This is a genomic window from Streptomyces sp. NC-S4 (assembly GCF_054353315.1).
In genome coordinates this window covers 420388-444025 of the sequence record NZ_CM135937.1, presented here as the reverse complement: position 1 = coordinate 444025, position 23638 = coordinate 420388, and the positions used below count along the sequence as shown (strand labels likewise).

Below are 23638 nucleotides of genomic sequence, written 5' to 3'. Positions count from 1 at the left end.
TTCGGCCTCAAGTCGATGAAGGCTCGATCTGATTTGCCCATCGACAGCACCATGGTGTCAGGTTAGCCTTCCCTAAGTTCGCCTCGGGCTAGGCCCCTTCGGCGTGCCCAGCCCCCGGTTCCCCCACCCATGGTGATCGGCTGCCCCCCCCGCACGATTTGGGAGTGACATGTCACAGGATCTGTCCGATGATGCGCCACTGATCCACGACCTCATCGGCATCGGCTTCGGCCCCTCGAACGTGGCCATGGCGATCGCGCTCAGCGAGCACAACGCCGGCGTCGGACCGCAGGAGGCCGTCACCGCCCACTTCTTCGAGCAGCAGCCCCGCTTCGGCTGGCACCGCGGCATGCTCATCGACGACGCCACGATGCAGGTGTCCTTCCTCAAGGACCTGGTGACACTGCGCAATCCGGCGAGCGAGTACAGCTTCCTCTGCTACCTCCAGAGCCGGGGCCGCCTGATCGACTTCGTCAACCACAAGAGCCTGTTCCCGCTGCGCGTCGAGTTCCACGACTACTTCGAGTGGGCCGCGGCCAAGGTCGACGACATGGTCTCCTACGGGTCGGAGGTCGTCGCCGTACGCCCCGTCCTGCGCGACGGGGCGATCGAGTACGTGGACGTGACCGCCCGCTCCGGCTCCGAGTTCGTGGTCCACCGGGCGCGCAACGTGGTGATCGGCACCGGCCTGCGGCCGCAGATGCCCGAAGGCGTGGACCGCACCGAACGGATCTGGCACACCTCGGAACTCCTCACGCGGGTGGCCGCGCTGGGAGGCGCGGACCCCACCCGGTTCGTCGTCGTCGGCGCCGGCCAGAGCGCCGCCGAGAACGTGGCCTTCCTGCACCGCACCTTCCCCCGGGCCGAGGTGTGCGCCGTCTTCTCCCGCTACGGCTACAGCCCCGCCGACGACAGCGGCTTCGCCAACCGGATCTTCGACCCCTCGGCGGTCGACGAGTACTTCACCGCCCCCGAGGAGATCAAGCGCAAGCTGATCGAATACCACGCCAACACCAACTACTCCGTGGTGGACATCGACCTCATCGACGACCTCTACCGGCAGGAGTACCAGGAGAAGGTCCTCGGCACCGAGCGGCTGCGCTTCCTGAAGGTGTCACGCCTCGCGGACGTCACCGAGACCCCCGACCACGTGCGCGTCACCGTCGAGTCGCTGGTCACCGGGGAGAAGGAGGCCCTGGCGGCCGACGCGCTGGTCTACGCGACCGGATACCGCTCGGCGGACGGCCTCGGACTGCTCGGGGACGTCGAGAAGTACTGCCGGCGCGACGGCCTCGGCCGCGTCCGCGTGGCACGCGACTACCGTGTCGAGAGCGAGCCCGAACTGCGCTGCGGCATCTACCTCCAGGGAGGGACGGAGCACACGCACGGCATCACGTCCTCCCTGCTGTCGAACACAGCCGTCAGGGTCGGCGAGATCCTCCGGTCCATCGTCGCCCACGCCCACGCCCACGGCCGCGTACCGCTACCGGCCACCCGTACGGCGCCCACCCCCTGAGGACCAGCACCCATGCTCTGCACCAGGCTGACGAACGCCACCTTCCTGACCATGGACCCCGCCCACCCCGTCGCCCACGACCTGGGCATCTGGCACGGCCGGATCGTCGGCCTGGACGAGGCCGTCACCGCACTTCCCGCCCGCGAGGTCGTCGACCTCCAGGGCGCCACCGTGCTGCCCGGATTCATCGACTCCCACGTGCACCTGGCCTGGACCGGACTCAAGGCGACCACCCCCAGCGTGGCGCCCTGCGAACGCGTCGAGGACGTGCTCGCCGTCGTCGCGGAAGCCGTCGCCCGGAAACCGCGCGGCGCGTGGGTGGACATCGGGGGCTACGACCAGCGGGCCCTCGGCCGGCACCTCACCGCCGCCGAACTGGACAAGGTCAGCGACGGCCGCAAGGTGTTCATGCTGCACGACTCGGGACACGGCTGCGTCGTCAACACCACCGTCCTCGACCTGCTCCCCGGCGAACTCGCCCACGGCGAGGGCTTCCTCGCCGAGAGCGCCATGACCACCGCCCGCCGGCTGCGCCTGCCCTACTCGCAGGAGGAGATCGCCGACGCCATCGAGCACGCCGGCCGCACCTGCCTCGCCGAAGGAGTCACCGCCTGCGCCGAGGCGGGCATCGGCGGCGGCCTCCTCGGCCACAGCCCCGTCGAGCTCGGCGCCTACCAACTCCTGCGCGATCAGGGGCGGCTGCCGCTGCGGGTCCAGCTCATGGCGGCCGCCGACACCCTGCGACCGGTGTCCGCGCACCCCTCGGACGGGATCCCCCGCGCCCTCGGCCTCGGCCTGCGCACCGGCTTCGGCGACGACTGGCTCTCCCTCGGCGCGCTCAAGGTCTACACCGACGGCGGCATGATGGCCCGTACCGCCGCACTCACCCGCCCCTACGAAGGGACCGACCACACGGGGGAGTTCCAGGACAGCCCCGAGCGGATCGCCGACACCATCGTCGACGGCCACCTGGCCGGCTGGCAGCTCGCCGTGCACGCCATCGGGGACCGCGCCGCCGACCTGGCCCTGGACGCCATCGAACGGGCCCAGCGGCTGCGGCCCCGGCCCACCGCCCGGCACCGCATCGAACACGCCGGGCTGGTCCGCCCCGACCAGCTGCCGCGCTTCGCCCGCCTCGGCGTGAGCGCGGTGGTCCAGCCGCACTTCCTGCGCTCCTTCGGCGACGACTACGCGGCCGTGCTGGGCCCGGACCGGGCCCCCTGGATGTACCGGGGCCGGGGCTTCCTGGACCACGGGGTCACCCTGGTCGGCAGCTCCGACCGCCCCGTCACCGACGGATCACCGCTGCGGGCCGTCCAGTTCATGGTGGAACGGGCCTCCGCCTCCGGCGCCCTCATCGGCCCCGACGAGGGCATCACCGTGGACGAGGCCCTGCACGCCTACACCGTCGCGGGCGCCCACGCCTCCCACTGGGACGACAGCGCGGGCACCCTCGCCCCGGGCCGGCGCGCCGACCTGGCCGTACTGGGCGACGACCCGAGGCGGGTCGACCCCTCGCGGATCGGAGCCATCGAGGTCGTCGCCACGTACGTCGACGGCAGGCCCGCCCGACCCGTCAGGCGGGCTGGGGCGTGAGCCGCTTGAGCCCCTTGCGGTCGTAGTAGGCGGTCATGGCGAATCCGAACAGCAGGGCCAGCACCGTACCGACCGCGATCATGATCCAGGAGCGGGTGAGTCCCGCGTCGCCGCGGGCATCGAAGTAGAGGATCGCGCGCACGCCGTCGCTGAGCTGACGCATCGGTTCGAAGTGGGAGAGGAAACGGTAGAAGCCGGGGACCGCCTGCAGCGGGACGGTCGCACCCGACGACGGCAGACCCAGCACGATGAACACGAACATCGACACGAGCTGGCCGATCCCGCCGAAGGCGGCGTTGATGGCCTGTACGCCCAGGCCGACGGCGAGGGCCGCGCAGTAGGAGTAGATCCACAGCAGGGGCAGGTGGGAGGCGTCCATCCCCAGGATGCCGATGCAGGCCAGCATCACCAGGGACACGCTGACCAGCGTGATGCCCGCGGTCATCAGCATCTTGAGGAGCAGCGTCTGGGTGCGGTCGATCGGCACCGTCGGACGGCGGGTGTGCCAGGGGCCGATCTCGTTGTCGGCGTAACCGAGGGCGGTGTCGACACCGTTGCTGATGACGTTGCCGCCCATGAACCCGGCCAGCACCAGCAGCAGGGTGTAGTAGAAGGCCGTCAGACCGAGGCCGCTGTGCGCGCCGATCGGGTGACCGACCTGTGTGACGACCTCGACCGGGTCGGCCAGCAGCAGCTTCGCGGTGGCGCTCGCCCCGCCGCCGGCCGCGGCCGTGAGCTGCTCGCCGACGGAGCGGGACGCGCCGTGGGCGGCCCGCGTCGTGATCTGGCTCGCCAGCGAGGACCCGAGGCTGCCCTTGCCGGGGTTGGTGAGCACCGTGATGGTCGGCCGCTTCGTGGCGCCGGACGTGGGGAGCGCCGTGACGGACTCCGTGAAGCCGGCCGGGACCACCAGAGCTCCGTAGACCTCGCCCGAGTCGAGCTGGTCCTGGGCCCGGGCGAGGCTCAGCTCGCGCCAGTCCGCCTTGCCGCTCGCGGGGTCCGAGGCGATGGCGGCGGTGATCTGCGCACCCAGGTTCTGCCGCTGCCCCGTCGGCGGCGCGCCCCGGTCCTCGTTGACCAGGGCGATGGGCAGGTCGCGCAGTTCCGCGTTGGGGTTGACGATGCCGCCCATGTAGAGCAGCGACAGCAGCAGGGCGAGCAGCCCCGTCAGGACGGTGGGGACCAGCCACAGCTGGGGGCGGCGCACCAGGGCCGCGGCAGTGGCTTCGGGGGCGTCGGTCGGGGACATCGGTCTCCGTAGCTTCCCGGCGGGCCGGGATCGGGGGCGGTGGCAGCGGCGGGGCCGCACGGCACCCTCAGGTTGTCTCCGTACCCGGGAAGGCCGCCGTACCCCTCGCGCTCCGGCGGCGAACCCGCCCACGGGACCACCGGAACGGCCCACCCCGGTACCGGGTCACCAGGTCCAGCGGAAGCCGGCGGCCGCGTGTTCCAGCGCCGGGACGAACCGGTGCACCGAGCCGTCCGGGGCGAGGGCGACCGGCGTCTCGCCGAGGAGCGTGCCGTCGCGGTGGTGGTCCCAGGTCGCCCACCAGACGCGGGCCGGGCGCGGCGCCGGCGGGAACTCGACGACCAGGTCGACGTTGTCGGCCCGGGCGTGCGCGACCCTGCGGTACTCGGTCACCCGCTCCCGGAGCGGGGCGTAGACGACCTCGTACTCCAGCGAGACGATCCGGCCCGCCTCCAGCGGGGCCGGGAAGACGAGCTCGACGACCGGCGTGCTGCCCGGGAACTCCCGGCGGGCGCCGACGCGGGCGCCGCGCAGCACCACGACGTCGACCGCGCCCGGCGGCAGCCGGCACGGGAACGAGCGCACGCCGTCCTCGCACGCCATCACCGCGCGCGTGGTGCGGTGGCGTTCCGGAGCGCCGTCACGGCCGATGACGTGCCGCTCGAACACCGAGACGGTGCGGTGGCGCTGCCGGACCGGAAGGTACTGCGGCAGCCGCAGGGTATGGGTCACCGGACCACCCGGGTCCGCGGCCGGGACCGGCCTCGCCGTCCCCGACCACAGCGCGCGCAGCGCCATCGCGTCGGCGCCGTCCATCGCGAACGCCGCGATGAACCACTCCAGCGTCTCCCGGCTCAGGAACTCCCCGGCCAGCGCGCGGTGCACCCGGTCCTTCAGACGCCGCGCCAGATCCTGCTCCGTGTCGAGGCGTTCACCGCTGTCCCACAGGTGCAACAGCGCACTGCCCGCGCCCGGCCGCGCGGAAGTGGTCGCCCAGCTGACCCCTCTCGCCGAAGGACCGCACGAGATCGCCCGGGTCGTGGACCAACTGCTCCACCGCGGCTGGCTCACGACCGACGACAGACAGCTCCTGCACCTCACCGAGGCCGGGGAGACCGCCCGGGCGCGACTGCGGCAGCTGGTCACCGAGCAGCGCGCCGTGGTCCACCAGGGCATCGGGGACGAGGGCCAGGCTGCCAGGCTCCCTGACGGCCCCGACCGCCGCCTCGGCCGGGCCCGTGCGGGGCTCAGCGGGTGCAGGTGATGGAGAAGGGGACCGGGTTGGAGGTGAAGGCGGCGGGGCTCTGGAGTTCCACGGCCATACCGGTCGTCAGGGTGCCGGTCTTCGTGTAGGTCGTCAGGCTCACGGTGTCGCGTCCCGTCGGGGCGGTCTTGTCCCCGATCGACAGGGTCCGCCAGTGCGGATCCACCACGGAGCCGTCGCCGGACACCCAGCGGTAGGAGATCAGCGTCGGCTCGGACGCGGTGAAGGTCGCGGTGAACGACGGGGCCCGGCCCGCGGGAACCGGGCAGGCGCCGGTATAGGTCGTGTTCGCGCCCGTCACCGACACCCGTACCCCCGAACCGGGTGTGGTCGCCTCGCCGTTGCCGCTGAGCGCGTAGGCGATCCCGCCGCCGATCAGTACGCAGGCGGCCGTACCGGCCGCGACGAAGGCCGCCGTGCGGCGCTTGCGGGGCGGGGCGGCGACCGCGGCGACCTCGTCGGTCGACCCGGTCGACCCGGTCGACCCGGTCGACCCGGTCGACCCGGTCGACCCGGTCGATCCGGTCGTCCGCGTCGCGGCTTCCGCGGGGGTCGACAGGACGCGGGCCGCGGCCGTGGTGGCGTCCGGTTCGTACGCGATCTCCCGCAGGGCTTCGGCGGCTTCGGCCGCGGGGATGCGCTGCGCGGGCTCCTTGCGGAGCAGCCCGGCGATCACCGGGGCGAGCGGGCCGGCCCGCGTCGGTACCGGCGGTTCCTCCTCCACGACCGACCGCAGGGTGCTCAGCGCGCTGTCCTGCCGGAACGGGGAGATCCCCTCCACGCACGCGTACAGCGTCACGCCGAGGGACCACAGGTCCGACTCGGGGCCCGACGGGCGGCCCAGTGCGCGCTCCGGCGGCAGGTACTCGGGGGAGCCGACCACCTCGCCGGTCATGGTGAGGGCGGTGCTGCCCTCGACCATCGCGATACCGAAGTCGCCGAGCACCACCCGCCCGTCGTCGGCGAGCAGCACGTTCGCCGGCTTCACGTCGCGGTGCTCCACCCCGGCGGCATGGGCGGCACGCAGCGCGCCCAGCACCTCCGCGCCGATGTGCGCGGCGCGCCGGGGGGCGATCGGCCCCTCGGTCCGCAGCAGATCGGCCAGCGACTGCCCGCGGATCAGCTCCATGACGATCCAGGGCCGGCCGTCCTCCATGACCACGTCGTGGACGGTGACCACATTGCGGTCGGGTATCCGGGCCGCCGCCCACGCCTCCCGCTCCAGCCGGCCGTACATGCGGGCGATGTCGTCGCCCCCCACGCCGGCCGGGGGCCGTACCTCCTTGACGGCGACCTCCCGGTACAGGGTCTCGTCATGAGCCCGCCACACGGTGCCCATACCGCCTTCGCCCAGCCTGGACAACAGCCGGTAGCGGCCGGCGATCAGCCGCTCCCCGCCCGCCGGACCCGGTGCGGGGGGTCCAGCGAGCGCGGTCTCCGTCACTGTCTCGGATTCGTCGTTGTACATGGGGTGGTTCTCCTCTGATCGCCGACGACGCGAACATCACGTACGGACCGGGGCCCCGGTTCAGAACGACTCAAAAGATTCCAAGAAATGGTTGAACCGAACACGTTCTCGATGACGTGTTACTGCCGTACGAGTCATCGGCAGCGTCGTTTTCGAGGAGTGTGCAGTGCCATCGGTCATCGTCGGGCGCACGGGTCCGTTCACCGGGCAGAGCGTGGTTCTGGGCGGCGAGCCCCTCAGCTTCGGGCGCAAGAGCGACAACGGCGTCGTGATCGTGAGTCCCAGCGCCTCCCGGCTGCACGCCGAGATCCTCACGGAGGACGCCGGGGCCGTCCTCTACGACAGGGACAGCCGCAACGGCACGTTCGTCAACGACCAGCGCGTCACGCGGCACGTGCTGCGCCCGAACGACTGCATCCGGATCGGTGACGAAACCTTCCTCTACGAGGCGCAGGACTCCATGGAGACGGTCATGGACCTCTCCCTCCTGGACGTCCCCCGGGTCAGTGCCGCGGACCCCGGCACGCTACGGGTCACCATCACCGGCGGCGGCCCGGTGGGCCTCGCCTTCGCCCTGGCGCTCGACGAGATGCTGCCCGGCCGGACCGCCATCACCCTCTACGACGGGCGCTGGACCAGGAAGGGCCCGGCGGTCGTCTGGAAGGACGAGACCCAGGGCAACTTCCGCCGCCAGCAGGTGGTGACCGTCCAGAGCCGGCAGTACCTCGCCCTGTCCGAGGAGGTCCTCGGCGCCCTGTTCGACGACGGCCGCGCCTATTCCGAGATGTGGCCCGTCGGCCCCGACTCGGTCGACGGCCGCCCGCCCCGCAACATCCGGATCGCCCACATCGAGGACCGGCTGCTGGACCTGGCGAACCGGCGGCCGGCGATCCGCCTCGTCCCCAGACGCTTCGACGTGACGGAACAGCACAACCGGCTCACCCAGGAACACGTCCTCGTGATCTGCGAGGGCGGCCGCTCGCGCACCCGCGAGCACTACGCCGACCGCTTCGGCGCGGCCGACGCCTCGATCTACTCCCTCGACGGCGAACACCTCCAGGACGTCGTGCTGGGGCTGCGGGTCAAGTCGAGGCTGCCGGACCCGATGAGCGTGCTGCTCACCGTGTCGCAGAACCGCTTCCTGCTCAACTCGCTGCGCGGCGAGGGCTTCCTGAACATGCGGCTCACCCGGGAGGAGGCCAAGAACGTCATCGGCATCGACCCGGTCCGCCACGTCTTCGAGGAGTGCATCGCCACCCGCCCCTGCCTGATGAGCCGGCAGGAGGAGGACAACGAGTTCCGCTGCCCCACCCACGGCACCCTCTTCCTGCCCGCCCTGCTGCGCAGTTCCCCGCTGTGGAAGGAGATCCGGCAGGGGCTCGGCCTCTTCGGCGTGGCCGAGGAGGACCTGTCGGCGATCACCTCCTTCCGGCTGGACATGGTGCAGCGCCCGCGGTTCACGGCGCAGCTGCACCGGCCGACCGCGACCAGCCCCGGCACCTTCGGCTTCCTGCTGGGCGACGCGGCCAACGCCATCCACTTCTGGCCGGGCCGCGGCCTCAACAGCGGCCTGGCCTCGGCCACTTCGCTGGCCCGTTCGCTCAGCCGCGCCTGGCAGGGCAGGCCGCTGCGGGACGCCGACTTCATCCGGCACGAGGCGGCCATGTCCATGCTCCAGTACCGGCACAAGAGCCGGGCCTGGAACGCCATGGTGACCACCGACGACCAGGGCGTCACCCGCGCCATCAGGGACATCATCGCGCGCAGCGCGGAAGCGGGCACGGGCGCCGCCGACGCGGACGGAAGTGACCTGGACGCGCTGCTGGACCGGATGGCCGGCATCCGCGACCGCCTGGCGTCCCGGCTGCCGGGCCTGCCCTCGGACGGGGAACTCCGGGCCCACCTCGCCCCGATCGCCCCCGCGACCCTGCGCACCCTGCGGGAGAGCGGCGCATGGGACACCCTGATCGTCGGCGGCGAGGAGGCCGACATCGACCTCTTCTACCAGTCGGACGCCCCGGTCTTCGTACCCCGCCCGGCCGACCCCCGGAGCCTTCCGCTGACGAAGGCCCCCGTAGAAGCCGGGGCATAGCCCGGGAGGCCACGACGGCCGTCCCCGTTCGCCGGTCCCGTACCGGCCGGGGACGGCCGAAGGTACCGGGGGTCAGTCCTGGTGCGAGCGCGACAGGGCATCGGTGACCATGCGCGTGGCGAAGTCGTGGTCCCCGGTGAGCCGGTTGATGTGCTCCGCGAGCAGCAGGGCGGTGGCCTCCAGGGAGTTCATCTCGTCCCCGGTCCAGTCCCCGTACTGCTTGCGCCACAGGTTGGGGCTCAGGCCGGTGGCGGCCGCGACGACCAGGCCGACCATGGTCGGGATGACCTCGGGACGGACGCTCTTGGGCATCATGCGCAGCGAAGCCACGAAGCTGGGCACCACGTACTCGATGACGTCGCTGTCCTGGTCCTCGTGGGCCATGCGCAGCCACTGCACGAACATGTAGATGAGCGTGCACGCGCCGTCCACCAGGTCCTCGGCCTCCTCGGGGCCCAGCGAGGCGGTGAACTGGTCGATCAGCTGCTGCTGTTCGGGGTCGGTCCCGGACTTGCCGGAGTAGATGGCCTTGAGCCGTGAGTCGATCATCATGAGTGCCGCACCCACATCGCCGACGGCAGCGTGCTTGGAGTCACAGGGCGATGGCACAGGATTCCTCCTCGGGTGACCGTGTGCAACTCGGTGTACTCGTACAGTAGCCCCCCGGGGCGGGGGCGGTCAGCGGAATCCCGTGCGTCCCCACCAGCCGGTGACACGGCCCGGCCCGGGGTGGAGAATCGGACGCACTGGGGTGGGGCCGAGTGGCGGGGGACGCTGATGGGTCGGGCACTGCGTGTGGGGATCGTGGTTCTGCCGGTGGGGTTCGTGCTCTGGTACGCCTCCTACTACACCACCATCGCGGTCTGGGAGTTGCGCAAGCTCTTCGCCTGGTTCGCCCTGCCCCTGATGGCCGTGGCGGCCGCCGTGGTGGGTGTGCTCGTGGTGCGTTGGCTGCGCCGGCGTGCGGGGCACACGGCGGGCGCCGAGAACGCGGCCGTCGTGTTCGGGTGCCTGGGTGCCGTCGTCGGGCTGGGCCTGACCGTCGGCTGGCTGGTGTACGGCTCGTACCTGCAGGACCGTGCCTATATGACCACCGCGCGGGTCGTGACCGAGCCCGTGCCCGCCCTGGCGGCCCGAGTGCCGTACGTGGCCGGCAAGGCGCAGGCCGCCCCGCACCTGGGCGATGTCACCGGCGAGATCTCCGACATCACCTACCTGCCCGACTCGGACCGGTTCGCCACCCTGGTCGAGCGGCGCGGCTGGCTGGCCGGGTACGAGGTCGGCCTCGTGCAGGACGTTCCCCTCGGCGGCGAGAGCCGCAGCCAGGAGCGCTGCCCCTTCGACGTGTCCGAGGCGGACGCGCGGATCAGCGGCTGGTTCGGCCACAACCTCGGCAGGAAGATCTCGGCCGAGAAGCGCTGGGTGCGGTTCGACGCCGACGACGCCTACGTGACCTGCTCGGACGGCACGCCGGTGGTGGTCGTCCCGCTCAAGCGGCAGACCGGGATCCTCGTGGTCACCGAGCGCCCCGCCGGTGTCGCGCTCTACAACGGCCGGACCGGAAAGCTCACCGTCACCGGCGACACCTCGGCCGTTCCGGGCCCGTCCTATCCGATCAGCCTGGCGGCCCGCCAGCGCGAAGCGACGGCCGCGGTGGGCGGCTTCGGCGACTGGTGGTTCGAGCGCAGCGGCTGGGACGCCTCCGAGGACGGCGCCAACGAGGGCAACGAGTCCGAGTTCACCATGCGCTACGCCACGGAGGCCGGGCGCAGCGCGTACGTCACCCCGCTCACCCCGCAGGGGGAGGCCAGTTCGGTCGTGGCGGTGTCGACGGTGCCCACCCGCCACCAGGGCGGCGGGCTCGCGCCGATGACCGTCCACCGCCTGGATCCGGCGTGGTCGTCCCCGAAGGCGCTCGTCGCCCTGATCAAGGCGGAGTACCGGGACGTCTGCTGCTACAACGACGACCAGGTGTTCGAGGTCGTACCGACGGGGGGCGGGACATGGACGGCCACCGTCGGCAGCGAGCAGAACGTCCGCTACCGGGTGGAGGGGAAGGGCCAGGTGGGAGGCCGTGAGGCAACCTGCCTGAAGGCCGCCGACGGCGGGCTCATCCGGTGCGCGTACGCGGTGCCGGGATCGCCCGAGGAGCAGGAGCTCAAACGCCGGGAGCAGCAGAAACAGCAGCAGGAGGGCGCGAAGAATCCGGGGGACCCGGGCGACCTTTCGGGGTACACGAACGATCAGCTCGCCGACCTCCAGCGCCGCATGACCGAGGAGATCGGCCGCCGTCTGAAGACCGGGTGACCGCATCGATCCGGTCACCCTGGCGGCCCGTTCGCCGAACCGGGCGCGGCCGCCACCTGGGCGGCAGGTGCGGGGGGCCGCGTCACGCCGGTCGACGCGCCGGGCTCCCGCGCGGTGCGGGCCTGCGGGCATCCGCCGGCAACCGCTCGAACACCCCTCGGATCACCGGCATGCGAACGAGCTGTCCGTAAATCGATCGCCCGTGTGCGACGGGCCTTCAGGCCTGGCAGGCTCAGCCCCGCTTGAGCGCTACATGAGAGTTTTAGCGCGCCAAACAGCCTTCGAATCGAAAGTGGGCCTGTCATGCGTCACCGCTTAGCCGCCGTCTCCGCCGCCACTCTCCTCTGCCTCGCCGGCACTGCGGGCCTGGCGGAGGCGAGCCCCGCGAGCCTGCACGCACCCTCCGCGATGGTCCTCGGCGTCACCCAGGGAGGCGACGCCGCCACGGGTACGGTCCTGCGGGCGGTCGTCCTCAGCTGTGGCTACGCCGCCGAGGGTACGCACCCCGATCCCCGGGCCGCGTGCGACGCCCTCAACGCCACCGAGGGCGAGTTGGACCGCTTGCTGGCCGCCCCGGACCGGAGCCGGGCGTGCCCGAGGCGCCAGGATCCCGTCACCATCACCGCGGACGGCGTCTGGGGTGACGGCCGCGTCGCATGGAAGCACACCTTCCGCAACGCGTGCGTGATGTCCGCGACCCTGAACGGCAATGCCCTCTACGCGTTCTGACGCACCCTCCTGCTTCCTCCCTCCGCGCCCGGACCCGGACCGGCGGCCCCCGCGGGCCGGGGACCGGGCACGGGGGTGGGGGGTCAGTTCTGCCAGGGGGTCCAGCTGCCGCTGTTCAGGCGGTGCCGGGACCAGCGCTCACCGTCCATGCCGATGATGGAGATGGTCGGGTTCCAGGTGTTGTTGCCTTCGATCCGGACCCCACTGCGCACGGTGCCGCCCATCGAGGTCCAGTCGCTCCACGAGCCCCCTGCGTACTGCCAGCGGGTCCACACCGCGAAGTCGGTGCCGACGATGAAGACCTGACGGTTTCCGGCCGGGTACGTCATCCAGGCCTCGCCGTACTCGCAGATGTAGTCACCGCCGAGCCCGGACACGTGACAGAAGCCGGCCGCGGCGGCGGGCGTCGCCGCCTGCGCCGGGGCGGCGGCGACACCGGCGAGGGCGGCTCCGGAGAGCGCGAGGGTGGTGACCGCGAGGGCGGAGCGGCGGAGGATGGCCAAGGTCATGTGGGTACTCCCCGATCGGGATGACGGAACGACGTGACGCTCCGAACACTTCCACCGGCCGCAAACGATGCCCTAACGCCCGGCTAATGCTGCGCCGGTGCCGCATTCGATGCCCGTGCGTTCGGACATGGAACACGCTTTCCATCTTTGGCCGAGGCCGTACTCATGCCGCCCGAACAATCCGCCTTATCCTCGAGCAAGGGCCGTCACTACCTGTGCAGAACGGTACGAAGCGGTGCGGATCGACGAGGGTGGGGTCTGTGCAGTTCCGCGTGTTGGGGCCGGTCTCCGCAACGACGGCGAACGGAGTTCCGCTCCCGCTCGGCCCTGCCAAACGCCGGAGCCTGCTGGCCATGCTGCTGGCCCATCCGAACACGCCCGTCGGGGTCGAGCGGCTCACCGAGGCGCTGTGGGACGAGGAGCCGCCGCGGCACGCGCGCACCGTGCTGCAGGGACACGTTTCCCGGCTGCGCGCGGTCCTGGCGCAGCACGACGCGGCCGCACACGGCGTGGAACTCCTCACCCAGGGGGCGGGGTACCGGTTGTGTCTGCCCGAGTCGCTCGTGGACGCCCACCGTTTCGAGGAGTCGCTCCGGCTCGTCCCGCGGATCGCGGACCCGGGCGAGGCCGTGGCGGTCCTCCGTGAGGCGCTGGGGCTGTGGCAGGGGCCGGCGTTCGCCGGGACCGTGCGCAGCGCACCGCTGGAAGCCCCGGCGCACGCGTTGGAGGAGCTGCGTCTGACGGCGGTGGAGGCGCTGGCACGCGCGTACGGGCAGTTGGGCGATCATGCGGCCGCCGCGTCCGCGCTGCGCGCCGAGGCCGCAGCGCATCCGCTGCACGAGCCGCTCGTGGCGCAGCTGATGCTGGCCCTGGCCCGGGCGGGCCGGCAGGCGGACGCGCTGGACTGGTTCCACCGCACGCGCAGGCTCCTCGCCGACGAGATCGGCGTCGACCCCGCCCCGGTGCTCACCGACGCCTACAACACCCTCCTGCGCACGGACGCCCACGCCCGGACCCACCCCGAGGTCCACCCCGGCGCCCACACGCACGCCCATACGCCCGCCCGGGCGGAGGCCGACGCGGATGCCGGCCGCGGGACGCCCCGGCCGACCGCCGCCAGGTCGCACGGGGCCGCCGCGGAGCCCGCCGTCACACCGCGGCTGCTGCCGCGCCGGCCACGGGGTTTCATCGCACGGCAGGACGAACTCGCCACCCTCGACCGCGTCACGGCCGCCACCCCGGGCCCCATCGTCACCCTCACGGGCAGTGCCGGCGTCGGCAAGACCGCGCTCGCCGTGCACTGGGCGCACCGGCGCCGCGCCGCCTTCCCCGACGGCACGCTCTTCGCCGACCTGTGCGGCTTCAGCCCCACCCCGGCCCGCGACACCGGCGCCGTGCTCCGCGAGTTCCTGCTCGCGCTCGGCGTCCCGGTCGAGCGGATGCCCGGTTCGCCCGACGCCCTCGGCGCCCGCTACCGCGAACTGACCACCGGACGCCGACTGCTGGTCGTACTGGACAATGCCGCCGACTCGGAGCGGATCCGTCCGCTGCTGCCCGGCGGTGACGAGTGCGTCACCCTCGTCACCAGCCGGGACCGCCTCGACGGCCTGGTGGCCACCGACGCCGCCCGCCCGCTGACGGTCGCCGCGCTGCCCGCCGCGGACTCCACGGCACTGCTGGCCGCGGTACTGGGCCCGGACCGGGTGGCGGCCGAACCGGAAGCCGCCGCGCGACTGGCCGGCCTGTGCGACGGACTGCCGCTCGCGCTGCGCGTCGCCGCCGCCCGGCTCGCCACCCGTCCGCACCGGGGCCTGGCCTCCTTCGCCGGTGAACTGGCCGACGAGCAGCACCGGCTGGACCTGCTCGAGGCGGAGGACACCGGGGTCGCCGCGGCGCTCGGCCTCAGTCTGCGGCAGCTGCCCGAACCGGCGCGAGGGCTGTTCCACCACCTCGGCCCGCACACCGGTGCCACGCTCGACACCGGCACCGCGGCCGCGCTCGCCGACTGCCCGCCACCCCGGGCCGCCCTGGCACTGGAGCAGTTGGCCGCGGCGCAGCTGGTCGTCGAGACGGGGCCGCAGTCCTACGTGCTGCACGATCTGGTGCGCCTCTTCGCCCGCAGCCTGGCATCCGATCGCGAACCCGCCGGTCTGCTCCGGCTGCTCGACCACTGGGTGCAGACCCTGCTCGGGGCGTGCGCGGCCGCGGAGCCCGGCGGAGAGCCGTGCTGCGCACTCCCGCCCGGCGCCCGGCGCTCGGCCGGGATCCGCCGGTTCGCCGACCGAACGGCCGCCCTCGCCTGGTACTCCGCCGAACGCGGCACCCTGCGGGGGGCGGTCGAGGCCGCCGTCGCCGCCGGCCTGCACGACCGGGCCTGGCGGCTCGTCCTGCTCCAGTGGCCGCTCATCGTGTGGCAGGTACGCGAGGGCTGGGTGCCGCTGCTCGAACAGGGTCTTGCGTCCGCGGAACTCGACGGTGATCCGGCGGCACAGTCCCGGGCGTCCGCGCTGCTCGGCTGGGTGCTGTCGGAGGAGGGCAGGGCCGAGGAGGCCCTGGCGCGGCTGGAGCGGGCCCCTGATCTTGCCGTCCGGGCGGGGGACTTCGCCGGGGAGGCGGTCGCCCGGATCAACCTGGCCGTCGCGCTCATGCGGTACGGGGACCGCGAGCGGTCCGGCGGCCTGCTGGCCGACGCCCTCGCCCTGGCCGAGCGGGAGGGCCTCACCGAGACCGTCACGCTGGCGCACCAGCACCTCGCCCAGCACCTGCTGTCGGTCGGCGCCGCGGCCGAGGCAGCCGAACACGCCGCCCGCGGGCTGGCTCTCGCCGCGCCCTTGCTGGCGGCCCCGCGCCGGGTGGTCCTGCGCACGCTGCACGGCGAGGCGCTGGCCGCCGTCGGACGGACCGGTGAGGCCGTACGGCAGCTCCACGAAGCCATCCGGGAGGCCCGGGCCAGCGACTACGAGGAAGGCGAGGCCGCCGCGCGGGTGGCCCTGGACGGGCTGCCGGTGGCCCGCTGACCGGCGTCCCGGATCCCGCGGCCCGCACCCCGGCGGCCCCGTGCGCGTCGGCGCGTGGCAGGAGAGTGCGGGAGGGCGCGTCCGCGTGCGTGCGCCCGGGGCGCACCACCGGTCGGCGGCGAAGACCCGTACGGGTCCCGTCACCGCCGGGCAGGCACATTCATGGTGATTGTCACTCTATTCCCGCCTAGGGATGGCTCATGTAGGTCTGTGGATCTTCACGTGCTTATGCTTCACCCGCTATGACGGAATGTAATGCCTCACACACGTTACGTGAATCTGCCGACGTGGTCGTGCTCGGTGCCGGCCCCGCAGGGCTGGTCCTCGGAATCCTGCTGCACACCGCCGGGATCGACTGCGTCGTCCTGGAGCGGGCCTCCCGCGCCCATGTCCAGACCCGGGCCCGCGCCGGGTTCCTCGCCCCCAACACCGTGCGGATCCTGGACCGCCACGGCCTCGCCGACGGCCTGCACCGGCACGGCCGACGCCACGGCACGTGCGAATTCCGTGCGGAGGACGGCCGGTTCCGCCTCGACTACGGAGCCCTCGGCCGGGGCGGGCAGCATCACGTCTACCCGCAGCAACACCTGGTCACGGACCTCCTGAACCACTACCTCGACCTCGGCGGACACATCCGCTTCCGCACCGAGGCGCTCGCCGTGCACGACAGCGACGGCACCCGGCCGTCCGTCACCACGCGCGAGTCCGACGGCCGCTCAACCCGGTGGTCCGCCCGGTACGTCGCCGGCTGCGACGGCCGGTACGGAGCGGCACGCCGCTCGCTGCCGCCGGGATCCGTGCGTCACCACGCGCACGACCACGGGGTGACCTGGCTCGGCCTGCTCGCCGAGGCCCCCGCGAGTCTCGACGCCGTCGGCTACGCCCTCCACGACCGCGGTTTCGCCGGACACATGGCCCGCACGTCCGAAGTCACCCGCTACTACCTCCAGTGGGAGCGCGGCACGCCCGCCGACGCCTGGCCCGAGCAGCGGATCTGGGACGAGCTCGACGTCCGGATGCGCGCCGCGGAGCACGGCCCGCTACGACGGGGCAGGCTTCTCGAACGCGGGGTCTTCGACCTCACCTGCGACGTCGTCGAACCGCTCCGCCACGGCTCGCTCCTCCTGGCGGGCGATGCGGCGAGCCTGCTCGCACCGGCCGCCGCGAAGGGCGCCAACCTCGCGGTCCTGGCGGCCGAGATGCTGGCCGAAGCCCTGACCGACGCACTCACCAGGGGTGACACCGCAGGTCTCGACGGGTACTCGGACCGCTGCCTGGCGCACATCTGGCGGGCGCAGGAGTTCACCGGGTGGATGACCCGGCTCCTGCACGCGACCCCCGACCGCGACCAGGATGCCGGATCGTTCTTCCACGCCGCCCTGCGGCGTTCCCGGCTCACCTCGCTGCGGACCTCGCGCACCCACCAGGACTGGTTCGCCGAGAACTACGTCGGCGTGTGACCGCCGCGGCAGCCCCGTACCGCTCGTCCCGTCCCACCGCTTCGCCCTGCCCTGCCCAGCCCCGTACCGGCCCGAGGACACCCCCACGATGACGACGACCCTCCCCGACGAAACGTTGCTCCTGGACGGCATCGACGATGCCGACGACGACGCCTGCCTGCGCGCGGCGGTGCGGTTCGTCCGCGAGCACGACAGCGCCGCCCTGCTCCCGCTCCTCCTGCCCGGTCTCGACGGCCCGGACCTGCGGGCGCTGGCCGGGCACTGCCGGTTCGCCCACGCGGGGCTGCTGCTCTTCCCGCCGGACGCGGACGGCCTGCGGGCCCGGCTCGCCGCCTGCGGGCTGGCCGTGGACACCCCCTCCCACCCCAGCGTGGTGGTCCGGGACCGTCTCGCCCGGCGCCACCGGCGCGACCCGGCCGACCTCGACGTGCGGATCCTGCGCCCGCAGGTGCACACCTGCGCCGGTGAACGCCGCGCGGTGGAGGTGTTCGCCCTGACCGTGCCCCCGCGCTCCGACCTGGAACCGATCGCCGCCCACGAACGCACTCATCGGCACGAGGCGCACCTCGCCTTCGAGATCGACCACCCCGAGCCGCTGGCACTGCGCGGACTGTGCGCGATCCTCGCCCGCCACGGCGCGCGGCCCGACGGCGGCGGCTACAACCCGCACGAGGACGGCACGGTCCTCTACTTCACCCTCCCCGCTGCCGCGGCCTGCGACTACCGGCGCCTGGAACTCTACGCACGGGGCGACCACCGGGACACCCTCGCCGCCCACCTGGACCGGCCCGGCCACGACGCGCGAGAGCCCGCCGAAACGCTCCTCCACCTCCTCACCGGCGCCTGGACGACACAGGCGCTCGCCGCGTTCTCCCGGCTGGGCCTGCCCGACGCCATGGACACCCGTACCGCCCACCGCACCGGGGAACTCGCCCGGCTGACCGGCAGCGACCCCCGGGGTCTCGGCGTGCTCCTGCGCCACCTCGCCATGCTGGGTGCCGTCACCCGGTACCCCGACCAGGAGGAGGAAGGATTCCGCCTCACCGAACTCGGCGCCCTGCTCCGCGCGGACGCGCCCGGGTCGATGCGACCGCTGGCCCTGATGTACGGAGGCCCGTTCTACCGCTCCTTCGGCGCCCTCGACCACGCCGTGCGGACCGGCCGGCCGGCCTTCGACCACCTCTTCGGCGAGAACCACTTCGACCACTTCGCCCGCGACCCCGAACTCGCCGCGCTCTTCGACCTGTCGATGGCCGCGAGCTCGCGGATGTTCGAGCCGCTCCCCGCCCACCCGGTCATCACCGCCGCGGCCCAGGCCTGTGCGGCCGCGACCGTCGTGGACGTCGCCGGGGGCAACGGGGAACTCCTCGGCCGCATCCTCACCGCACACCCGCGCCTGCGCGGTGTCCTCCTCGAACGCCCGCACGCCGTCGAGGCCGCCCGCGGGCTGCTCGACGCCGCGGGCTGCGGCGCGCGCTGCGACTACCGCACCGGGGACTTCGCCGACGTGCCGCCCGGCGGCGACGTCTATGTCCTCTCCCGCGTCCTGCACGACTGGGACGACGACCGCTGCCTCGAGATCCTGCGCCACTGCGTCCGTGCGATGCCCGCCCACGCGGACCTGCTCGTCGTGGAACGTCTGCTGCCCGCCGACGGGTCCCCCTCGCTGGCCACCGCCTGGGACCTGCACATGCTGTGCAACGTTGGAGGCCGCGAACGCCGCGCCGACCACTACGCGCGCCTGTTCGCCGACGCGGGCCTGCGGCTCGTCGGCGACAGGCCCCTGCCCCTGGACGCGCATGTGCTGCACGCCCGCAGGGCGGACGCACCGGACCCCGGCGCCGGACGGAGCTGAACCGGAGCCAGGGCGTCCGTCAGCGGTACGGGGTACGCGGGGGAGGCGGCAGCGCCCGGTGGATCACGCGCAGGGCCCAGGAGTCCGGGGGCTGCCAGACGTGCCGGTCGGCGAACGGCCAGGCGTAGACCGGGGACCCGTCACGGACGCAGTCGAGCAGGCCGGGCGCCGCGAGTTCGTGCGCCGACCACTCGTAGAGCTGCTGCAGTCGCGGTGCGATCACACCGAAATCGAGGAGGCGGCCGAATCCGATCTCCCGGTCGAGGTGGGAGCGCACCGTGTCGTGGAGCGGGTACTCGTCGGGGAGCACACGCGACAGCTGCAGGAAGATCCCGGTCATCTCCACCCTGGGATCACCCAGGAACGGGGCGAGCGGACGCAGCCGTCCCAGGGCGATACGAGGCGCCGCGACGAGGGCGTGGGCGTAGAGCACGCGGCACAGGACCACGTTCATGAAGAACCGCTCGGTCTCGTTCTCCGCCTCCGCGAGGTCGCGGTGCTCCAGGTAGGCGGCGACCACGCTCCCGTTGTGCGCCCGGTACCAGGCCCGGGCCGTGGGGTGGTCGGCGAAGGACAACCAGTGGTCGACCGTGCGCGAGGAGGCGGGCCCGGCCAGCCCGCCGCTCAGGCCCACCGCCTCGCAGCCGTCACGCAGGATCCGCTCGTTCACCGCCCGCCACCACGGACTGCCGGGCCGGTCGGCGAACCCCGGCCGCAGCACGCCCCGCCGCACCTGCCAGCGCATGAACGACATCGCCGCCCGGCGGAACGGCAGGTGCCGTGGCGCCTTGCCGAACGGGCCGGAGTAGCAACGCTCCATCAGGGCCATCCGCCCGGTGGGGTCGTCGCGGACAGCGGCGACCTGCTGCCCGGCCCAGGCCGAGGCCGTGATCTCGGACATCATGACGCCAGAGTGGCACAATCCGGGCGGATCGCCCTCGTGCCCGGCCCGGCGGCACGCCGCCGCCGGCGTCAGGCGGTCGGTGCGAGCACCCACAGGCGGTGGTCCCAGCCGACGTCGCGGCAGGCGCGCACCGCGAGCCCGGCCCGCTCCGCCAGCGCGGTCACGTCCTTCTCCGAGCGCAGCCCGGAGCCGAACGCCGCCATGAGCCGCAGGTGGTGCAGGGCCGCGTCGATGTCGTCCGGGTCGGCCGCCTCGACCTGCTCGACCAGCACCAGAACGCCATCGGCCGGCAGTGCGGCCGCGGCCTCGGCCAGCGTCAGCACCGCGTCCTCGTCCGGCAGCCACTCCAGCAGCCGGCACAGCAGCAGCGTCCCCGCACCCGACGGCACCGGGTGGGTCTGCGGCACGAGTTCCACCCGGGGCAGCACCTCCGGATCGAGGATCTGCCCGCCCAGGACGCCCAGCACCGACGGCAGGGCGGCGAGCCGCACCCGCAGGCCGGGGAACTCCTTGACCAGCGCGCCCACCACGGTGCCGGCGCCGTTGCCCGACGCACCGAGGACGTCCACCGCCGACCAGTCATAGGCGCCCGCCACCCCGGTCGAGACCCAGCGGGCCTCGTCCTCGATCGCGGTACGGGCCGAACCGCCGAGGCGCGCATCGGTGCGCAGTGCCTGCGCCAGGGTCTCACCGGACGCCGTCCGGCACCCGTCCGCACCCGAGCGCAGCCGTTCGGCGAGCCCCGCCAGCGACAGGTCGAAGGCGGCCTGGGCGCCGCGCAGGTCGTACTCCTCCAACGAGTGGTCGTCCTCGACCAGTTCCTCGCCCACCTGCGTCAGACGGTAGCCGTCCTCCGCCACCGCGAACACCTCGATCTCCACGAGGTACTTCAGCAGCGCGCCCAGCGAGCGCGGCTCGGTCCCGCTGTGCCGTGCCAGCTCCGCGGGCTCCCGCACACCCTGGTAGACCAGGTCGACCAGGCCCAGGGTGACGGCCACGCGGATCGCCAGCCCCGGCGCCAGGTCGGTCAGTTCGTGGAGCCGGCCGTGCGCGTCCTCGCCCTCCAGGACATCGGGGTCGGCGGGCTCGGCGAGGCCGGGCGCGACCTCGGCCCGCCGCCAGTAGCCGGTGATGTGCGTCCGCTCGCGCGGAACGCCCCGCTCCACCGACAGGTGCCGCCGGATGCCCTTGAGGGTCACGGCTTCCCCGGCCGCCCAGACGAACACCGTGCCCGGCAGCCACTCCATGTCGCGCACCGCGCGCTCCAGCAGATCGCTGCGCCCGGCCGGGGTGCCCGCGCGCACCAGCCAGGTGACCTCGGCGTCGGCGCGCGTCGGCAGTTCCTGGCGGTGGCTCTCCTCGCCGACCTCGATGAACACCCGGGCCCGGGTCCCCTCGGGCATCTCGTCCAGCCAGCGTCCGATCGCGGGCAGCGCCGTCTCGTCGCCGATCACCAGCAGCCAGTCCGCGCCCTCGGGGTGACCGTGCGACATCTTCGGTCCGGCGATCCAGGTCACCTGGCCGGGAGCGGCCTGCTGCGCCCACGACGAGGCGATCCCGCCGTCGTGCCGTACGAAGTCGAAGTCGATCTCGCCGGCCACCGGGTCGAACCGCACCGGCGTGTAGTCCTTGGAGATCGGCCGTCCGTCCGAGGGCCAGTCCAGGCTGCTCACGTTCTGCCGGGGGAGCACCGGCTCCCGGCCCTCCTCCGCGAAGAAGAACTTCACGTGGTCGTCGAAGCCCTCGGTGCGCAACGCCGGGAGGGACAGCCCCGCGTGTTCGAAGGCGTGCAGCTGGGGCCCGCCCAGCGTCACCCGCCGCATCCCGGGCGTGACGTCCCGGACGCGCAGCACCGTCAGCTCCCTGAGCACGATGGGGAAGGTGACGACCGAGCGGGGACTACGGGTGGACATCCGACTTGCTCCTTCACATCCGTCCGGCAGATCCGGCATGCGGCCACGCTACGGCGCGGCGCGCACCCCGTATCCAACCCGCGGACCACGGCACTGCCACCCCGCGCGCAATCCGCGGCCCGTTCGGGAGGTCTGGACCTCAAGTGCGCTTGAGCTCCTACGGTGTTGTGTGCAGGCGATCTCGAAGAGAGAGAACGGAGCGGATCCGCCATGGAGTACTCGCACGACGACGCCGAACTGGTCCGGCAGCCCATCGGCTACTGGAGCCGGGCCGCCTCCGACGCGGTGGTCACCCGTATCAGGGCCGTCCTCGCGGGAATCGGCACCACCCAGCCGCAGGCATGGATCCTCGACCGGATCGCGCAGGCCGCGGTACCGCCGACCCGCGACCGGGTGATCGGCGTGCTCAGCGGCTACGCGGCCGCGGGCATCGACGACCTCGCCGAGGAGATCGACGCCACCATAGGCCGCGGCTGGGTCACGCAGGACCAGCACGGGCACCTCGAACTCACCGCCGAGGGGAGGCAGTTCCATGCCCGGGTGGCCGCGACGCAGGCCGAGCTGTGGCAGGAGCGGCACCGGGACATCCCGGACGAGGAGTACGTGCTCACGCTGAAGGTCCTCCAGCGGTTCATCCACAACACCGGAGGCCGGGCCTGGCACCACTGACCGGGCCCGACGCGTACCGCGGGGTGGCGGCGGCCCCTACTGACCGGCGACGGCCTTCGCGAGGAGCGGGGTGAGCTGCTCCACCACCCACGGGGCGCTCAGCGCGTCCGGGTAGGCGATGGCCGAGGACAGCGAGTTGTCCGACGGGATGACCGTGAAGTGCTTGGTCTTCACCGCGTTCAGCGACTGGAAGAGCTTGTTGGACTCCAGCTCGGTCGCGCTGATCACACCGCGGTCACCGAAGGGGTAGGTGACGAGGAGGACGTCGGCGTCGAGCTGGTCGAGGTTCTCCAGGCTCACGGCGTTCTTGTCCGGCGCGTAGTTCTTCGCCTTGTCCGTCTTGGTGAAGCCGAGCTTCTCGAAGACGCCCGGGTCCTGGGCGGCGTAGGACATGAAGCTGACCTGCTCGGGGTGGACCACCGTGTAGGTGTACGTCTTCCCCTTGAACTCGGGGTGTGCGGCGGCGGCTTCCGTCGTCGCCTTCTCGTTCGCCGCGATGACCTCGTCCGCCTTGGCGCTCAGGCCGAGGGCCTTCGCGGCCGTCTTCAGCCGGTCCTGCCAGGTCAGGGTGTCGGCCTGCGCCTTGTCGGTGAAGGTGACCACCGGGGCGATCGGCTGCAGCTTGGCGTAGTCCGCGTCCATCTCCCAGGTGTTCATGCCGAGGATGATGTCGGGGGCCTCGGCCGCGATGGCCTCGTAGGCGGTGCCGTCGCTGTCGTCGTAGGTCTTGAGCTTGCCGGCGCCGAGCTTGTCGATGGCGCGCTGCTTGTACTCGGGGACCTTGGCGCCGTCCTCGACGTCAGGGGTGATCACCGGGACCATGCCGAGGGCCAGCGCGATCGCGGTGTCGCCGTCGGAGACCGTCGCGACCTTCACCGGCTTCTTCTTGACCTCGGTCTTGCCCCACGCGTTGGTGAGGGAGACGGGGAAGGCGGCGGACGCGTCGGCTCCGGCCGCGGCCGGCTCGCCCTTGGCGGCGCCGGTGTCCTCGCCGCCGCACGCGGTGAGCAGGCCGAGGCAGGCGGCGGCCGCGGTGAGGGCGGCGAGGGTGCGGGCCGGGCGGCGGCGCGTTCTGTGCTGAACGGGCATG

At 72.8% G+C, this 23638-nt stretch carries 17 protein-coding genes and 1 pseudogene; 10 read left to right on the top strand and 8 right to left on the bottom strand.

All coding sequences use genetic code 11. The features are described 5' to 3' along the window. The first annotated feature begins 169 nt into the window (after nt 1-169). A complete protein-coding gene (locus ACXNSR_RS02130) occupies nt 170-1516 on the top strand; it encodes a lysine N(6)-hydroxylase/L-ornithine N(5)-oxygenase family protein (RefSeq protein WP_458640415.1) in 1347 nt (448 codons plus the stop codon). 12 nt (nt 1517-1528) lie between these two features. Continuing rightward, the gene (locus ACXNSR_RS02125; RefSeq protein ID WP_458640414.1) at nt 1529-3112 is read left to right on the top strand and encodes an amidohydrolase; all 1584 of its coding nucleotides are present in this window, start codon (nt 1529-1531) and stop codon (nt 3110-3112) included. Here ACXNSR_RS02125 and ACXNSR_RS02120 read toward each other — a convergent pair. Both ACXNSR_RS02120 and ACXNSR_RS02115 read right to left on the bottom strand, forming a co-directional pair. Beyond that, nucleotides 3093-4361 carry a YhgE/Pip domain-containing protein gene (locus tag ACXNSR_RS02120; RefSeq protein ID WP_458640413.1) on the bottom strand — a complete coding sequence of 423 codons (1269 nt, stop codon included), beginning with the start codon at nt 4359-4361 and terminating at the stop codon, nt 3093-3095. The genes ACXNSR_RS02125 and ACXNSR_RS02120 overlap by 20 nt on opposite strands. A gap of 165 nt (nt 4362-4526) precedes the next feature. Then, on the bottom strand, nt 4527-5315 hold the full coding sequence (locus ACXNSR_RS02115) for a hypothetical protein (RefSeq protein WP_458640412.1): 789 nt from the start codon (nt 5313-5315) through the stop codon (nt 4527-4529). 13 nt (nt 5316-5328) lie between these two features. Between ACXNSR_RS02115 and ACXNSR_RS02110 the strand changes: the two are divergent. Further along, a pseudogene (locus ACXNSR_RS02110) lies at nt 5329-5625 on the top strand (MarR family transcriptional regulator); the annotation flags it as partial. Here the strand turns inward: ACXNSR_RS02110 and ACXNSR_RS02105 are convergent. Next, nucleotides 5609-7093, bottom strand: coding sequence for a serine/threonine-protein kinase (locus ACXNSR_RS02105; RefSeq protein WP_458640411.1), 1485 nt, complete (start codon nt 7091-7093; stop codon nt 5609-5611). The pseudogene ACXNSR_RS02110 and the gene ACXNSR_RS02105 overlap by 17 nt on opposite strands. A gap of 166 nt (nt 7094-7259) precedes the next feature. On the opposite strand from ACXNSR_RS02105, the gene ACXNSR_RS02100 reads away from it, so the two are divergent. Continuing rightward, nucleotides 7260-9185 carry an FHA domain-containing protein gene (locus ACXNSR_RS02100; RefSeq protein ID WP_458640410.1) on the top strand — a complete coding sequence of 642 codons (1926 nt, stop codon included), beginning with the start codon at nt 7260-7262 and terminating at the stop codon, nt 9183-9185. Between the two features lie 72 nt (nt 9186-9257). Here the strand turns inward: ACXNSR_RS02100 and ACXNSR_RS02095 are convergent, their stop codons facing one another. Then, nucleotides 9258-9794 (bottom strand): hypothetical protein, encoded by a 537-nt coding sequence (locus tag ACXNSR_RS02095; protein ID WP_458640409.1) that lies wholly within the window; start codon nt 9792-9794, stop codon nt 9258-9260. Nucleotides 9795-9962: 168 nt separating this feature from the next. Between ACXNSR_RS02095 and ACXNSR_RS02090 the strand changes: the two genes are divergently transcribed. Then, nucleotides 9963-11492 (top strand): hypothetical protein, encoded by a 1530-nt coding sequence (locus ACXNSR_RS02090; RefSeq protein ID WP_458640408.1) that lies wholly within the window; start codon nt 9963-9965, stop codon nt 11490-11492. Between the two features lie 303 nt (nt 11493-11795). Then, the gene (locus tag ACXNSR_RS02085; RefSeq protein WP_458640407.1) at nt 11796-12221 is read left to right on the top strand and encodes an SSI family serine proteinase inhibitor; all 426 of its coding nucleotides are present in this window, start codon (nt 11796-11798) and stop codon (nt 12219-12221) included. Nucleotides 12222-12304: 83 nt separating this feature from the next. On the opposite strand, the gene ACXNSR_RS02080 is transcribed toward ACXNSR_RS02085, so the two are convergent. Further along, the gene (locus tag ACXNSR_RS02080) at nt 12305-12730 is read right to left on the bottom strand and encodes a hypothetical protein (RefSeq protein WP_458640406.1); all 426 of its coding nucleotides are present in this window, start codon (nt 12728-12730) and stop codon (nt 12305-12307) included. A gap of 215 nt (nt 12731-12945) precedes the next feature. On the opposite strand from ACXNSR_RS02080, the gene ACXNSR_RS02075 reads away from it, so the two are divergent. From ACXNSR_RS02075 to ACXNSR_RS02065, 3 genes are all read left to right on the top strand, one after another. Next, nucleotides 12946-15747, top strand: coding sequence for an AfsR/SARP family transcriptional regulator (locus ACXNSR_RS02075; RefSeq protein ID WP_458640405.1), 2802 nt, complete (start codon nt 12946-12948; stop codon nt 15745-15747). A gap of 287 nt (nt 15748-16034) precedes the next feature. Beyond that, nucleotides 16035-17207: a 4-hydroxybenzoate 3-monooxygenase gene (locus ACXNSR_RS02070; RefSeq protein ID WP_458640404.1), complete on the top strand. Its 1173-nt coding sequence runs from the start codon at nt 16035-16037 to the stop codon at nt 17205-17207. An 88-nt stretch (nt 17208-17295) separates the two neighbouring features. Beyond that, entirely contained in the window at nt 17296-19062 is a 1767-nt protein-coding gene (locus tag ACXNSR_RS02065; RefSeq protein WP_458640403.1) for a methyltransferase, read from the top strand. A 19-nt stretch (nt 19063-19081) separates the two neighbouring features. Here the strand turns inward: ACXNSR_RS02065 and ACXNSR_RS02060 are convergent, their stop codons facing one another. Next, entirely contained in the window at nt 19082-19966 is an 885-nt protein-coding gene (locus ACXNSR_RS02060; RefSeq protein WP_458640402.1) for a hypothetical protein, read from the bottom strand. Nucleotides 19967-20034: 68 nt separating this feature from the next. After that, the gene (locus ACXNSR_RS02055; RefSeq protein ID WP_458640401.1) at nt 20035-21879 is read right to left on the bottom strand and encodes a siderophore-interacting protein; all 1845 of its coding nucleotides are present in this window, start codon (nt 21877-21879) and stop codon (nt 20035-20037) included. 210 nt (nt 21880-22089) lie between these two features. On the opposite strand from ACXNSR_RS02055, the gene ACXNSR_RS02050 reads away from it, so the two are divergent. Continuing rightward, a complete protein-coding gene (locus tag ACXNSR_RS02050) occupies nt 22090-22548 on the top strand; it encodes a MarR family transcriptional regulator (RefSeq protein WP_458640400.1) in 459 nt (152 codons plus the stop codon). 36 nt (nt 22549-22584) lie between these two features. Here the strand turns inward: ACXNSR_RS02050 and ACXNSR_RS02045 are convergent, their stop codons facing one another. Continuing rightward, nucleotides 22585-23637, bottom strand: coding sequence for an ABC transporter substrate-binding protein (locus ACXNSR_RS02045; RefSeq protein ID WP_458640399.1), 1053 nt, complete (start codon nt 23635-23637; stop codon nt 22585-22587). Nucleotide 23638: the final 1 nt, after the last annotated feature.

Excerpts from the sequence above, each read along its gene's own strand:
- ACXNSR_RS02090 (WP_458640408.1), top strand. The coding sequence starts at position 9,963 with ATGGGTCGGGCACTGCGTGTGGGGATCGTGGTTCTGCCGGTGGGGTTC.
- ACXNSR_RS02125 (WP_458640414.1), top strand. The coding sequence starts at position 1,529 with ATGCTCTGCACCAGGCTGACGAACGCCACCTTCCTGACCATGGACCCC.
- ACXNSR_RS02080 (WP_458640406.1), bottom strand. The coding sequence starts at position 12,730 with ATGACCTTGGCCATCCTCCGCCGCTCCGCCCTCGCGGTCACCACCCTC.
- ACXNSR_RS02105 (WP_458640411.1), bottom strand. The coding sequence starts at position 7,093 with ATGTACAACGACGAATCCGAGACAGTGACGGAGACCGCGCTCGCTGGA.
- ACXNSR_RS02065 (WP_458640403.1), top strand. The coding sequence starts at position 17,296 with ATGACGACGACCCTCCCCGACGAAACGTTGCTCCTGGACGGCATCGAC.
- ACXNSR_RS02130 (WP_458640415.1), top strand. The coding sequence starts at position 170 with ATGTCACAGGATCTGTCCGATGATGCGCCACTGATCCACGACCTCATC.
- ACXNSR_RS02085 (WP_458640407.1), top strand. The coding sequence starts at position 11,796 with ATGCGTCACCGCTTAGCCGCCGTCTCCGCCGCCACTCTCCTCTGCCTC.
- ACXNSR_RS02120 (WP_458640413.1), bottom strand. The coding sequence starts at position 4,361 with ATGTCCCCGACCGACGCCCCCGAAGCCACTGCCGCGGCCCTGGTGCGC.
- ACXNSR_RS02055 (WP_458640401.1), bottom strand. The coding sequence starts at position 21,879 with ATGTCCACCCGTAGTCCCCGCTCGGTCGTCACCTTCCCCATCGTGCTC.
- ACXNSR_RS02060 (WP_458640402.1), bottom strand. The coding sequence starts at position 19,966 with ATGATGTCCGAGATCACGGCCTCGGCCTGGGCCGGGCAGCAGGTCGCC.
- ACXNSR_RS02050 (WP_458640400.1), top strand. The coding sequence starts at position 22,090 with ATGGAGTACTCGCACGACGACGCCGAACTGGTCCGGCAGCCCATCGGC.
- ACXNSR_RS02045 (WP_458640399.1), bottom strand. The coding sequence starts at position 23,637 with ATGCCCGTTCAGCACAGAACGCGCCGCCGCCCGGCCCGCACCCTCGCC.